Source organism: Vibrio sp. FE10 (assembly GCF_030297155.1).
GTDB lineage: Bacteria > Pseudomonadota > Gammaproteobacteria > Enterobacterales > Vibrionaceae > Vibrio > Vibrio apostichopi.
In genome coordinates this window covers 1303064-1317016 of the sequence record NZ_AP028068.1, presented here as the reverse complement: position 1 = coordinate 1317016, position 13953 = coordinate 1303064, and the positions used below count along the sequence as shown (strand labels likewise).

12 protein-coding genes and 2 pseudogenes are annotated in these 13953 nt (G+C 43.4%); 6 read left to right on the top strand and 8 right to left on the bottom strand.

The window, feature by feature from the left end:
- The first annotated feature begins 472 nt into the window (after nt 1–472).
- Complete coding sequence (locus QUF19_RS22830; protein ID WP_286299791.1) at nt 473–1474, top strand: M26 family metallopeptidase; 1002 nt, start codon at nt 473–475, stop codon at nt 1472–1474.
- 91 nt (nt 1475–1565) lie between these two features.
- The gene (locus QUF19_RS22825; RefSeq protein WP_286299789.1) at nt 1566–1817 is read left to right on the top strand and encodes an Ogr/Delta-like zinc finger protein; all 252 of its coding nucleotides are present in this window, start codon (nt 1566–1568) and stop codon (nt 1815–1817) included.
- On the opposite strand, the gene QUF19_RS22820 is transcribed toward QUF19_RS22825, so the two are convergent.
- Complete coding sequence (locus QUF19_RS22820; RefSeq protein ID WP_286299787.1) at nt 1792–2433, bottom strand: hypothetical protein; 642 nt, start codon at nt 2431–2433, stop codon at nt 1792–1794. The genes QUF19_RS22825 and QUF19_RS22820 overlap by 26 nt on opposite strands.
- 30 nt (nt 2434–2463) lie before the next feature.
- A pseudogene (locus tag QUF19_RS26510) lies at nt 2464–2649 on the bottom strand (hypothetical protein).
- Nucleotides 2650–2705: 56 nt separating this feature from the next.
- Here QUF19_RS26510 and QUF19_RS22815 point away from each other — a divergent pair.
- A pseudogene (locus tag QUF19_RS22815) lies at nt 2706–3687 on the top strand (phage integrase); the annotation flags it as partial.
- Nucleotides 3688–3778: 91 nt separating this feature from the next.
- Here the strand turns inward: QUF19_RS22815 and QUF19_RS22810 are convergent.
- The 4 genes from QUF19_RS22810 to QUF19_RS22795 all read right to left on the bottom strand — a co-directional run bounded on the left by QUF19_RS22810 (nt 3779) and on the right by QUF19_RS22795 (nt 7719).
- The gene (locus QUF19_RS22810) at nt 3779–4822 is read right to left on the bottom strand and encodes a GMP reductase (protein WP_009844818.1); all 1044 of its coding nucleotides are present in this window, start codon (nt 4820–4822) and stop codon (nt 3779–3781) included.
- Between the two features lie 872 nt (nt 4823–5694).
- The gene (locus QUF19_RS22805; RefSeq protein WP_102553891.1) at nt 5695–6132 is read right to left on the bottom strand and encodes a PAS domain-containing protein; all 438 of its coding nucleotides are present in this window, start codon (nt 6130–6132) and stop codon (nt 5695–5697) included.
- Between the two features lies 1 nt (nt 6133).
- Nucleotides 6134–7138, bottom strand: a complete 1005-nt coding sequence (locus tag QUF19_RS22800; protein WP_286299768.1) for a response regulator — start codon at nt 7136–7138, stop codon at nt 6134–6136.
- A 335-nt stretch (nt 7139–7473) separates the two neighbouring features.
- On the bottom strand, nt 7474–7719 hold the full coding sequence (locus tag QUF19_RS22795) for a hypothetical protein (RefSeq protein ID WP_029223306.1): 246 nt from the start codon (nt 7717–7719) through the stop codon (nt 7474–7476).
- Between the two features lie 253 nt (nt 7720–7972).
- Between QUF19_RS22795 and QUF19_RS22790 the strand changes: the two genes are divergently transcribed.
- A complete protein-coding gene (locus tag QUF19_RS22790; protein ID WP_286299759.1) occupies nt 7973–8425 on the top strand; it encodes a Spy/CpxP family protein refolding chaperone in 453 nt (150 codons plus the stop codon).
- A 198-nt stretch (nt 8426–8623) separates the two neighbouring features.
- Here QUF19_RS22790 and QUF19_RS22785 read toward each other — a convergent pair whose 3' ends face one another.
- Nucleotides 8624–9976 (bottom strand): MATE family efflux transporter, encoded by a 1353-nt coding sequence (locus QUF19_RS22785; protein WP_286299757.1) that lies wholly within the window; start codon nt 9974–9976, stop codon nt 8624–8626.
- Between the two features lie 100 nt (nt 9977–10076).
- Between QUF19_RS22785 and QUF19_RS22780 the strand changes: the two genes are divergently transcribed.
- Nucleotides 10077–11030 carry a LysR family transcriptional regulator gene (locus QUF19_RS22780; protein ID WP_286299755.1) on the top strand — a complete coding sequence of 318 codons (954 nt, stop codon included), beginning with the start codon at nt 10077–10079 and terminating at the stop codon, nt 11028–11030.
- A gap of 133 nt (nt 11031–11163) precedes the next feature.
- Complete coding sequence (locus QUF19_RS22775) at nt 11164–12285, top strand: FAD-dependent monooxygenase (RefSeq protein WP_286299752.1); 1122 nt, start codon at nt 11164–11166, stop codon at nt 12283–12285.
- A gap of 134 nt (nt 12286–12419) precedes the next feature.
- Here QUF19_RS22775 and QUF19_RS22770 read toward each other — a convergent pair whose 3' ends face one another.
- Complete coding sequence (locus tag QUF19_RS22770; RefSeq protein ID WP_286299749.1) at nt 12420–13820, bottom strand: alpha-amylase family protein; 1401 nt, start codon at nt 13818–13820, stop codon at nt 12420–12422.
- Nucleotides 13821–13953 lie beyond the last annotated feature (133 nt).

Here is a 13953-nt window from a genome sequence, read left to right as displayed (position 1 = left end):
CATTCCGTAAAATAGACATATTTCACTACCACTAGGTTAATTTAATTTTCGTTACATAAGGTCTAAAGAGCTTCATTAGACTGAAAATTTCTGCATTTAAATACAAAACTTTTCTATGTAGCAATCTGATGCGAGGGAGGATACACATTGATTTGTTATATGATCAATAACTTATCTGTCGCTGATGATTGTTCACTTCACAAAATGCAGAATTTCACTTAAATAGAATTGAGGAAAGATGAGATCGAAAGCTCTGCAGATGAGCAGGAGTGCGTTTTACGTGGATTAGGCATAGTACCCTCCGCTCTTGAAGCGCCCACTTCATATCAATTTGACCTTTCTCGCTCCCCACCCAAATACACAATTGATGTCACATAAATACGTAAAGCTTTCTTACTTAAATATACATATCAATTAGATAGCCTTATATTCACACCGCAAATACAACCAACTCATAACAATGGACTCAGTTATGCTAAAAAATACCCTTTTATTATCAAGCTTCGTATCTCTAGGTGCTGCAGCTTCACCCATTCAGATCGACAGCTGTGAACAGTTACTCAATCTTGAAGACAAAACCAACTCTGACTACGTGTTAGTTCAAAACATTGATTGCTCTGGATTCGTTCATACCAAGCCCAAATCGTTTGCGGGAAACTTTAATGGTAATGGTTACGCGATATCAAATTTAACAATTTCAGCAACAAAAGGTGATGTTGGCTTATTTTCCAGAATTAGGTCTGGGGTAATCGAGAATCTAAACATCAATAACTTTCAAGTTGATACACAAAATAAAAAAGCAACAACCGTTGGAACTTTGGCCGGGCTTCAAGACGGCGGGCTTATTAAAAACGTTAAAATTACCGATTCATCAATTTCAAACGCTGTAGGTTCTTGGGCTGTAGGTTTGCTTGTCGGTAGAGCTGATAGTGCTATGCTGAAAGACATCGTTGTTCAACATAGTACTTTAAGCACCTCAACAGATTCTGACAAAATTGGGGCTGTATCAGGATGGTTAATAGAGGGCGCTGGCGCAAACAATATAAAGGTTAATGACGTTCATATAACTGTCAAAAATAGCGATTTTAACTACGTTGGGGGGGTATTTGGAAACGTAGTCGAAACACCACTTAGTTTACTCGAAATCACAGATAGCTCAGTTAACAGAAATGATTTAGGAAAAAGTGGAAAAAACGGACTTCTAGTAGGACAACTAGATAAATCAACCATCAACAATGGCAGTGTCGTAAACGTTGTCCATAATTTGGTGCTTGGTAAATATAACGGCATTGCAGCTGGAGTAATAGTTCAATCCGAAGGTGGTGAAATTGTGTTAGATAACATATCTCATAATGATGTCGATAACACATTACAATGGCACTACGTTAACCCGAGAAAAACATATAGAACCAACAATCTATACCTCAATTTGAGTAACGAATCTACATTACCGCCCCCTACATGTCGCTTCTGAGCATAAGTGTTTAACCCTTCAGAACGCTGTATAAATCATCACCATAATTTAATACTATGAGCCTATCATTTCAATAGGTTCATGGTGTCATATGAGAGTGGTTTGCCCCGAGTGTGGCGAGAAAGCCCGCATACAAAAATCAAACCGTATTTCAGCGGGTTATAGCGATTTATATTGTAGTTGTAGTGACCCCGAGTGCGGCTATTCTTTCGTGATGAACCTAACCTTCAGCCATACTCTTAGCCCTTCGGCTAAAACGACTTCTCAGTTAGCTTTTGAAATGATAAAAAACCTGGCGCTAGATCAGCGTCAAGAACTTAAGCAGCAGCTTTCAATTCTTTAGATCCTGTATGCTCTTGTAAGGTTTTATACTCTGTCAGCACATGTTTTAAAGACATGATTTTCGCACCGTCATACGCGAGAAATCCAGCTATAGGAATTAGCAAAAGAATACCCGATGGGAACTCTACCCCAGAGCTCAATGTTGCGTAGACCAAAATACAAATAACGGGAATGGTTATAACCCACAAACAAATACCTGTGATCAACTCGATATAATACCAATATCTTTGTAGATTATTGATGTTTGAAAGCAACTCACCGCTTTCTAATCTAACCAAACTAGCAGCTCGCTGAAAGTGTAGTAAACGAATACCTTTCTGGCTTGTACTGTAAATATCTAAAAGCTCATTTCGTATGTCTACTGAACACTTAATCCCACAGGCTTCAGCTATATGTAATTGTTCCAACTCTGCCTTGAAGATGTCCTTTTTATCGTCACTGACCCATTCACAAGCAATAGCATTTTCTAATTTTTTAAATTTATTAGCCTTAAAATCAATAAAAGTTTGAAAGATCTCTTTATGGCTTTTAAGCACAGCTATGGCAACTATAACCCCTAATATCCAAAGAGATATTTCACCATTCTCAATACCACTAATCACCTTATCTGAGATCATAACTACCTACGCAACTAATTGTTTAAGCAATCATAACTCAAATCTATTCCCATCGACATCGTCAGCCATCTCAATCAACTGCTTAATTGCGGCTAACTTCTCAGGCTTCAACTCTTATTTTTGGTCTGCACCCAATAAACTCATCAAATAAATACCTACATCAGCTCTGCTTTCACCTTCAGTGCTGAGTGCTACAGCATCTATAATGAACTCCATCGCTCGTAAAAATATGTCCTGTTGTTTTAATTACATAGCTCTACTTCAAACCTTGGATCTGCGAATGTTACCCAAACGGGCGAGCGGGAAAGCGTGTTCGTAAGAAGTTTACGACTGAAGGGCGAAGCTAAAGCCTTTGAGCTTCACACAATGAAAGAGTTTGAGGATAAGCCGTGGATGGGTGACAAGCCCGATCATCGTAGGCTTTCTCAACTTATTGAGCTTTGGTACTCGCACTATGGTGCAACCCTTACCAAAGGCAATGTCATTCATAGTAAATTTCTAAGAATGGCTAACGCGATAGGTAACCCTGTAGCGACCGTTTTCGATGCAAAAACATACTCTGAATTCAGAAGTAACCGAATGAGTGGAAAAATTAGCTTTGTTGATGCGCGCTGGCAAAAAGGGGCGCCTAGTATCGCAACGCTAAATTCTGAACTCGCTCGATTTAAGGCAATGTTCAGCAAGTTAAAAGAGATTGGGGAGTGGAAAGGACCGAACCCATTGGAAGAAGTGAAGCCATTTAAAGATCACGAACGCACTGTGTCTTTTCTTCATAAAGATCACATTACTTTGTTACTTGAGCATGTATCTAAACACAGTCGAACAGATATGCAGAAAATAGTGAAGCTATGCCTAGCCACTAGTGCTCGCTGGAATGAAGATGCTCAGCTGAAAGGCGCTCAGTTAAGCAAATATAAGGTTACGTTCACCAAGACTAAGAAGAATCGCTCTGTACCAATCTCTGAAGGGCTTTACAACGAGATATACAAACCAACATCAGGAATGTTATTTGAAGAGTGCTATACGCCTTTCTGCTACATATTAAAGAATAAACTGGGCATCATCCTGCCCTCAGGGCAAGCTTCTCATGTTTTGCGTCATTCGTTCACAAGTCACTTTATGATGAATGGCGGCAATATTTTAGTGCTAAGGGACATTCTAAGCCACGCAGGTATCAGCATGACAATGCGCTATGCCCACTTCGCGCCTGATCACCTATCTGAAGCAATTCTCCATGCCCCTCTTTCAAATCTGTCGCCACGTTGTCGCCACTTGCCAAATTTCAGACAAAAAAGAGCCGCTAAAAAGCGGCTCTTCATTTTTAAACTATTCGAATTCGTTCAGATTACTCTTTACCGAATACGTTGTTCTCTTGCTCTTGTACACGGATGAAAGTCGTACGCTTAGTTAGCTCTTTAAGCTTTGCTGCGCCTACGTATGTACAAGTTGAACGTACACCACCAAGGATGTCAGAAATCGTGTTGTGAACTGAACCACGGTATGGAAGTAAAACAGTTTTACCTTCCGCAGCACGGTACTTAGCAACACCACCTGAGTGCTTGTCCATAGCCGACTGCGAAGACATGCCGTAGAACTTCATGTATTGCTTACCGTCTTGCTCTACAACTTCACCGCCTGACTCAGAGTGACCAGCTAGCATGCCGCCTAGCATTACGAAGTCAGCACCGCCGCCGAACGCTTTAGATACGTCACCCGCACATGAACAACCACCGTCACCGATGATCATGCCGCCAAGGCCGTGTGCCGCGTCGCCACACTCGATGATTGCAGAAAGTTGAGGGTAACCTACGCCTGTTTTAACACGTGTAGTACAAACCGAACCAGGGCCGATACCAACCTTAACGATGTCTGCGCCGGCTAGGATTAGCTCTTCAACCATGTCACCTGTTACAACGTTACCTGCAGAGATAACTTTAGTTGGGAATTCAGCACGTACTTTTTGTACGAACTCAACAAGGTGCTCTGAGTAGCCGTTAGCGATATCGATACAGATAAATACGAACTCTTCGCTAAGCGCCATGATCTTCTTAACTTTCTCGAACTCAGCTTCAGACGTACCTGTTGATACAAAAACGTTGTTCAGTGTTTTCTTGTCTGCTGTTTTAGCAAACTCAGCCCACTGCTCTACTGTGTAGTGCTTGTGTACTGCAGTCATAACACCGTGCTCTGCTAGAGCAGCTGCCATTTCAAAGCTTGCTACCGAATCCATGTTAGCTGCAATTACTGGAGTACCAGACCATTGACGACCGCTATGCTTGAATGTAAAATCGCGGGTTAATTCAACTTGAGAACGGCTTTTAAGGGTAGAACGCTTCGGACGGAAGAGTACATCTTTGAAACCTAACTTAAGTTCTTGTTCGATACGCATGGTGTTTTCCTTGATTCATAAAATTATGTGTCTCTCGCGAAATGCGTAGTAAAACCGTTGGCAGACGAGTTTACTTTTCTTCGGACACAAAAAAACCGGAGCGTTGGCAGACGCTCCGGTTTTCAGCATTATAGGTTGTGATTTACTAACAGCAAGTCTGATATTTCACTTTTTTTTATGCTATCCTCTCAAAGATTCCATATCTGCTACAAACCCCTCAGCTTTACTTTCCCACTAAATTCTTACTAATTAATAACTTAGCGAACTATTCAGGCAAACGCTGTCAGTTTATTGCGCAATCGTTTTCCTCCCTATTTCGCTCAATATCACCCTCATTAAGCAATAATGTGAAGAAAGTGCCTCTAAATCACATAAAAATCACACTTTTCTCCAACAAAAAAATGTCTTTTTTCTTAAATAGATTCGATTTTTTCCCAAATTTTCTTTGTTTTCGACCAAATCCGGCAATCTCACCACCTTGTCAGTTCGCCTCAATTTGAAAAAGTACTGTTCAATGGGGTCGTTCTAGAGGTCGAGATTCACTTAGTTTCGATAATCCAAAGTGCGCTCTCCATCAAATCCTCCACTCAAGATTCGACTTTATAAACTAACTGCATTCAAAAACACGCTGCTTTATGGCCGTGTTGTTCAATCAATCGGGGTTATTCAGTAAAGAGGCTCGAACAAAGCGAGTTGGCTGACATGAAAAACGGCGTAAATATGAGATGTAAAAAGTGAGTAGACTAAAAACCTAAAGAATAGAAAACAAAAAAATGGCTAAGGTGATTCACCTTAGCCATTTCTATTTGATGTTTGGATTGTTGTTTCCAAGCTAGTGCCAGTGCTATTGAGTCATCGAACTAAGACAGGTTCTAGCGCTTATTAGACATTAACGCTTCTGCGGTCGCATCTTGAATAGACAAGAACAGCGAAGTCACTTGGCCTGTTGGCGAACGCATCGGATTCAGTGTCACGTTCTGATACATGAAATCAGCTTGTTGAGTTACAGGGCGAACATTGCGGCACTTAAACAGATAAGGCCTTTGTTGCCATGTAATGAAGCTGCGACAGCCTAGATCGTAAACTGGCTTGGTTTTGAGCCTAAACCACTCTTCAGGGATTTCAGGGAACAGTTCAAAGATAGACTTACCGATCGCATCATGCGATTGCTTACCGCTATGGTGTGTCATGAAGCCATTCCAAACTTGTACCTGAAAGTCACGGTTAATGACCACCAGCCCCATATCGACGTTTTGAACCATATCCACCATCCAGTGGAACTGTTCAAATTCAGCAGGAAGATTCAGCATATTAAAACTCCTCCATTAGGTAGGCCAATTTGTTATCAAGAAGAGGCAGAGACTCATCAACGAACATAAACAGAAGGTCACAACGGATTGAAGTGCCATCAATGTTGTAGCTGACTTCGAACGTCATGGTCTTCTTAAATGAGCCACTGGTATTTTCAATGACAGAATCAATCGAGATGTGTTGCCCGAGCAAAACCGGAGAGCTTTGGAAGAAACGAACTTCTGATTGTTCCCCTAACCCATTCAAGAACGAACCAACAAGGATATTCGATACATCCATCAGCAGTTCTAATTCTTCAAGCTGTTCGCTTTCGGTTGGTACCTTCATGAGCTTTTTAAGATCGCTCACGCTGGAATCACTCAGCAAGACCAACGCTTCACCCGCAATGCCTTCTCCGCTGAAGCCTTGGCAAACACCCGACACTTGGTCGTTGTCTGCTAGGTCACGAAGTGCCATGTGCAATTCACTCACTTCGAAGATGTTAACGTTCGGCAGTGGTAAATGGACAAATACATTAAAGTGGCGCGCCAATGCATCAGCTGCACGGCCTATCGCAACGTTCGCTACTTCCATATAGATATCGCGTCTGCGCAGAATCGGCAGCTCTAATGGACTCGGAATTACGAGTTGCGGCTGTTTTGGTGGCTCAACATGCTCACGTAAAATCGTTTTTAGCGCTTCTTTATCAATCGGCTTTTGCAGAAAGGCTTTCGCCCCAAGCTCCATGACTTTATGTTGAGCTTTTGGCTGGATATCACCAGAAACGACAACCACAGGCGTTGGGTCGCCCAGTCGCTTCATCTCTTCCAAAGTGCCATAACCATCTAGCTCAGGCATGGTGAGGTCGAGGAACATCAATTGGAATTTCTGTTGTGCTAGCTTTTCAAGCGCATCTAGCCCATGGACAGCAAAGGTTATATCCGCATTAAGAGAAGCAGGCAGTGAGCGCGCCATCTGCTTCCTTGCTAACGCAGAATCATCACATATAAGAACTGGGAACGACATAAATGCACCACCGACAAATTAAAGCTAATTCGGACGAGTGTAACAGAACATTATGGTATCAGGTACGGGGTGAATGGATTTATATGTAGATTATTAGTAAGAATGATGAAACAAGCAGGTAAGCTATTATCTCGCATTATTCTTTATGAAAAACAATATGCTACAAAGATAATAACAACTCGATATTGTGGAGTATTAACACTATTTTATTAAATCAAAGCCTTAATAAGTCGGTTTATTAAGGCTCGGTTTACTCATGCATTTATCGCTTCTATATACCCAATATAAGAGAGCGAATTCAAGATGTCTTATACATCAGAGCAAATGCAAACAAGTTAGAACTGGTATGACGGCCATAGGATCAGTAATGCGAAACGTATCACCACGGCAAAGACCAATAAAGCGATGCCTAAACGATACCATTTGTATTCCGCAATATTCATTGGGATACGCTTGTAAAACATAGTAATCACGCCCTTCCAATCACTACTGCGTCTTCCGTACTGCATCATGCTCGTCAAAACAAACAGTGCGCCAAGCACTAGCATTCCTTTTTCAGCCCAGAACAATCCAACTTCCATTTGTGTATTCCTTGATAAAACGGTGAGCAACTCAAATCATTCTAGTCACCTTTGCGCTCGGTTTCTGTAAGACCAAGGTCTAACTCGTTCTGTGGCAACTAGGACGTAACCCGATGAACTTAACTTTCTAATATAGCTTTATGAATATAGCTTTCTGAACATAACCAGTTGGACGTACTAAACTGAACAGCGTGTTCATTTCGAGTTCAGCTCCGCCGTCTATACTCTTGTTTCCACTAACAGGAGAAACTCAATGAAATCACTGAAAAAGTCGCTTTGTGTATTAACTGCTTCAGCTTTACTCGTTACCGCTCCGTTTGTGAGTGCTTCAACACCACAACAACCGCCACAGCCAGCGCTTAGCCCACTGCAAATGGTCATTGCTTCTTTGAATCTAACCGAAGAGCAACAAGCGGAAGTGTTCTCTCTTGTTGAAGATTATCAATCCGATCGAACAGAGATTGATATGGATAAAGCGATAGAGCTTAAGAAGAAACAGATCTCCCTAGTAACTCAGCCAGAATTAGATGAAGCTGAGATGGAAAAGGTTATCGACACGGTTCAAGCAACCGAGAAGTCGATGGTGATGCAGGAAATGCGTCTTAAGAACAACATCTATAACGTGTTGACTGAAGAGCAAAAAGAGCAATTCAAAACCATGATGAAATCAGCACTGACGGGTGGAAAGCCGCCTGTTGCAAAATAATAGTCAGCCCTGCCCTGATATAGATTCCCTTTCCCCCACTAATAAAAGGGATCGAAATAGACACCAAAAAGCCGCAGTCACCTTAATGACTGCGGCTTTTTATAGAAGGTTCTTCATCAACAGCAGAGACACCTTATCCATTCATCTATGTGCCTTATCGCTCCGCCTGCTTAGAAATAAATCAGCCTCTCAACTTGTTTACGTGTAAGCATGATTAGACAGATCCGGAGATTGGTTGTTCTTTTGAATGACACGCATCAATTGGATAAGCAGCAGAATACCTGTCACACCTAAACCAACACCGATCCCGCCCCAAATACCTGCTAATTCGAATTTTGGCATCAAATACCAAGCGGCAGGTAGGCCAAACGCCCAGTAACCAATGGCTGTCATCACTGTTGGCATTGAGACAATTTTCATCCCTCTCAACAGGTTAATCGCCAGTAGTTGCCAAGCATCAACAATAAAGCACAGAGCAACGACCCAAATAACAGAAGCCAGTAGCGGCGTCATTGCGCCAGTGCCATCGTCTAACTTGAAGATAGAAGCGATCATTTCAGGCCATATGATGAACACGGCAGACAAAGCGACGCTCAACACTGACACCAAGATAAAGCTTAGAATTGATGTTCTTTTGATTCCTTCATAGTTACCCGCGCCGAAATCACGACCAACCAAAATTGCGGCAGCTTGTGAGAAACCAAAGTTGAAGTTCCAAGTAAAGCTTAAACATTGAAGCAGAATTTGGTGCAGAGCTAACGAAGCAATACTGATCGTACCCGCCATTAAGGTGCCGCCGTAAATTAAGCCATGCTCAAGTAACGCCGCCAAGCCGATAGGTAGACCCATTAGTAACAAAGGGCTCATCAACTTGATTGAATACTCTTCAGTATTTAACCAAGGGGCGAACTGCTTGAACTCGTCACGTTTGAATACCCAAACCGTGTATCCAACCATCACGATAAATGCCGCGATAGCCGTACCTAAGCCCAAGCCTGTTAAACCCATATCGAGTTGGAACGTGAGGAAGTAGCTCACAGGCACGTTCAGAATTACGGTGATAACAGACATCACCATAATTGAGCGCACATTGCCAAACGCACTGGTTAAGCCACGAAGCACCAACAAGATAAGCGAAGGTAGCATCACCCATTTCAAGGCGTGGACATATTCCATCGCTAAGGTGATCACTTCTGGCGGCTGTTTTGCTGCTTCCAATACCAATGGAGCAAACCAGAAGCTGGCCATTAAGGTCACGCTGAGCACGAATGCCAACATGGTTGCGCCTTTCACCGCTAATCGGATTTGTGTATTACCAAACTCTGGGCGAGCGACTCGTTGACCATAAGCGATAGCAATCAAGTTCGCTACACACCCGACAGTACTGCTCGCGATAATGAAGATGAAGAAGTAAATAGAGGCACCTAAGCCACCAGCCGCAAGGGCTGACACGCTGATTCGCGACATCATCCAAACATCAGTAAGGACTAAAGCCATGGATATCAGCTGTGAAATGATCAAAGGGAATGCAAGAGTGAGTATTTTTTTCATGAGCGCCTCAGTTAATTTCGCCCAAAATACGATCGATGAAGCTAGCGTTCAATTGATAAATTTGCGACTCTAACATTCCATAAACTCATGCGAACGAATTATGACCCCATATCCTAGCCTGCCATCCTCCCATAATGGCTTAAAAGCCTTCGAAGCGGCTGCAAGGCTGATGAGCTTTACGTTGGCTGCCGATGAGCTCAACGTGACACAGAGTGCAATCAGCCGTCAGATCAAACAGCTTGAAGATGATCTAAACGCATCGCTGATCATTCGTAAGCATCGAGCCATCGAATTAACGGTACAAGGTCATGATTTGTATGTGGCTTTGCGTGAAAGCTACGGCAATATCGAATCGGTTATCGCCTCTTGGAGTGAGCCGAAACAGAAGCGTATTGTGATTAAAGCGACCTTGAGTTTCGCTACGCGCGTGTTGATCTCTAAAGTTCGTGAATTAAACGAGCGTTACTCTGATTACGAGATCGTTATCGTTCCTGTGATTGAAGAGGATGAAGCGATCAACAGCAGCGAGTACGACTTGTTGATCTTCCATACTCGATTCAAAAAACGCTATGACAACGCGCCTGACATCACTTTCTTGCGTGAAGAGTTTATGGCGCCAGTCTGCTCCACAAGCTTAACCACTCAAGACACCGACCTCGATTCGATCTTAACCATGCCACGGTTGCACCCGACCTTAGATCATCATGACTGGAAAGTATGGTTAGCCGATGTCGAGTTCCCACCGAAAAAGCCCGTCAGAAATACCAGTTTCTTGTCTTTGGATATGGCGCTCAGTGCTTGTTTGTCAGGTGAAGGCGTCACGGTGACGGATTTGCTGTTGGTTTTACAGGATCTACAGCGTGGCTTCTTGTATTGCCCTAAAAACGCAAAGATCCAGAACAGTGCGTGGACTTACTTCATCCACCAGCGTACTCACTCGCCTGTGATCAATGATCTCATTGATTGGCTTAAAGGAGAGACTGCAAAAGAGATCGAATTGCTGAAAGCCCTATCCCATCAAAATCATTGGTCTGGTGTCATCCAAGATCATTAAGGGATCTGTGCCTAAGATTTCAAAATCGCATTAACCTTATAATCCATAACGTTTATTTATTGATTCGAATGACCTATCTTACGCCCTATGAACCAGTACACAGATATTGGCATCTTATTCTTAGGAGAAAGTCATGGAACAACAGCGTCTAAAAGTCGCGATTATCGGTGCGGGACTGAATGGTTTAGCACTTGCATTGTCACTGCGTAAATTTGGCATTAAAGCTCGAATATACGAGAAAGCAGAACAGCCGCGTGCCGACGGTACGGGCATCATCATGTGGCCAGAAGGCATGCAGGTGCTTGCGGCATTAGTGGGTGTCGATAAAGTAAAAGCCGCGTGTAACCAAGTCGATACCATCTCGACCTTAACGGCGACAGGATTACCCATCAACACGCTCAATATGAGTGACTCTCCAAGTAAAGCCAACGCACCTATTGGTTTGTTTCACCGCAGCCGTTTATACCAACTGCTGTTGAATGAATTAGGCGATGACTGCATTGCAACGAATCAACACTGCACGGTAGATCAAGACATCGAACAGCCGCAGATACTCATCAATGGCGAACCTCTTGATGCAGACATCATTGTCGGTGCCGACGGTGTGTTCTCTCAAGTAAGAAAGTTTGTCGCGCCTGATGTGTCTCTTAGACAGCCGAACGTCTACTGCTGCCGCGGTGAGATTGATTTCAAAGCACCTGAAATCAGTGATGATGAGTGTTATGTTTTTGCAGGCGATAAGTCTCGTATCGTCACTTACACTTATGACCGAGAAACCCAAGGTAAATATTGGTTTGCTGCGTGTGCCGTTAAAGAAGGTGAAACACTTTCAAAGCAAACCGTGTTAGAGCAGTTCTCTCACTATCCGAGTTATTTGTTAGATATGATTCGAGATACACCAGAATCGAAGATCTTGCCTTCTCCGCTTACTGATGTAGCGCCATTCGATACTTGGTATCGTGATAATGCGGTGTTACTCGGTGATTCATGTTGCGCTGTGTTGCCAACCATGGGAATCGGTTTCAGCTTGGGCATCGAGAACGGTTATGTGCTAGCACAGAGTATTGCCTCGAACTTTGAAGGCACAGAGCAAGCGTTTAATCGCTACCAACAGCGTGCTCAGCAACGATCTCACGAGCTGCAAAATATCACGCACCGACTCAGTGAACTGACTTATAAAGATGAGTTCAACCCAGTTGAAGTGACAGAGCTTTACCAACAATTCGCCATCGCCAATAGCCGCTCGCCTTTTTAACGGCTTAATGCGCTAGTAATGCGTTCTCTACTAGAAAAGCCACAGTATTAGCTGTGGCTTTTTAGGTTATTGGGTCTGCTCTCTAGCTACACCAGATACTGCAGCTACAATAGATGCTGCCGCTTAAACAGGCACTAACGCTTAAACATACGCGCACTGCGTGGTGGTAAGTTGAAGGTGTGATAACGAGAAGTCACGGTTTCTGTCGCGCTGCTTAATACGTCTTTGTATTGAACATTCCAATTGAACTCATGCTGGTAAGTATCGACTGTCACGCCACGCGTTTCGCCACACTTGTTAATACCAACAACCCCTTCTTTGCCACGCTTGAACAGCAAAGTACATTGGTCGCTCGAAATCATGGTCATTGATTTGCCTTGCATCGCGTTGTGGAAGTTCAACATGTTCTTCATTGTCGAACTATTCCAAACATTACCCCAACGACCGTTATCCTTATCTTCAGAATCAGGAAGATCATCGCTGTAGATCAACGGCGTGCCACCGTCTTTACCAAGGATATAAGCGTAAGCGAGCTGCTCATCTTGTGGATCCATGATCTGATAACGGAAGCCGTCATTAGTTGGAATATCATGCGTGATCGCAAAGGTGATCGAGCGGTTATCATCCAAAGCTTGGCCGTACGCTTTTGGATCATGCAGTTGGTTCATACCGCCGCTCATAGAGAAGGCAGATCGGATCGAAGCAAACAATGGGAAGTCATACGCAGAGTGATTGGTGTTGTTTAAGTATGGCGCTAAGAATGACTCATAGCCGCCGTTCCCTGCTCCACCACTGGTAATCACCTCACCAAACACGTGCATGTTCGCTGTAATTTCAGACGTAAACACTTGGTCGATTTGGTACTGACTCATGTGCTTCACCGCATCAATTCGGAAACCTTTGATGCCCATGTCCTTCAACGATTTCAGGTATAAACGCTGTTGTGACACTACCCAGTTGTTTGGGTCCAGATCTGGAAGACCCACATCACCATCGGCGCCACACAAGCGCCAGTATTGAACATGGCCAGGATCGTTCCAATCTGAGATACAGCCTGCGGCATGGAAATCGTTAGCCGAGACAAAACCTTGTGCTAGGTTGCCAAACAGAGTCTGGTCAGCATAGTAGCTTGAACGGCTGGCATAATCGTTTAGCACTTCAGTGCCAGGGTAATCCAAGTCACTTCGCTTCCAGCTTTCATTCGCCATATGGTTCAGCACCACATCGGCGTAAACATCGACGCCCACAGCTTTGAGTGCGGTGATCATTGCGGCCAAATCTTGTTTATTGCCCAAAGGAGAATCAATGGTACGCAGATCTTGAGGCTGGTAACGTGCCCACCATTGGCTGCCACTGGATTTCATTGCCGGAGCAACCAGCACTTTCTTATAACCGGCTTGAGCAATTTGATTGGCGTTGGTCGTCACATCTGAATACTTCCAGTTGAAAGCATGCAGAATGGTGTCGGCATAAGTAGCTGAACTAAAAGAGCAAAGCGCGAGCGTGGATATGAGTAGGGTATTTATTGGTTTCATAGAACATATCTCTCATTATAAATTCATAAGAATGATATGAGTGATGAAGACAATTAAAACGGCGGATAAATCAGAGTTGAATTAGCGTCACCTTCTGTTGATATTGATTTTATAAATTTGAGCGATAGCCGAT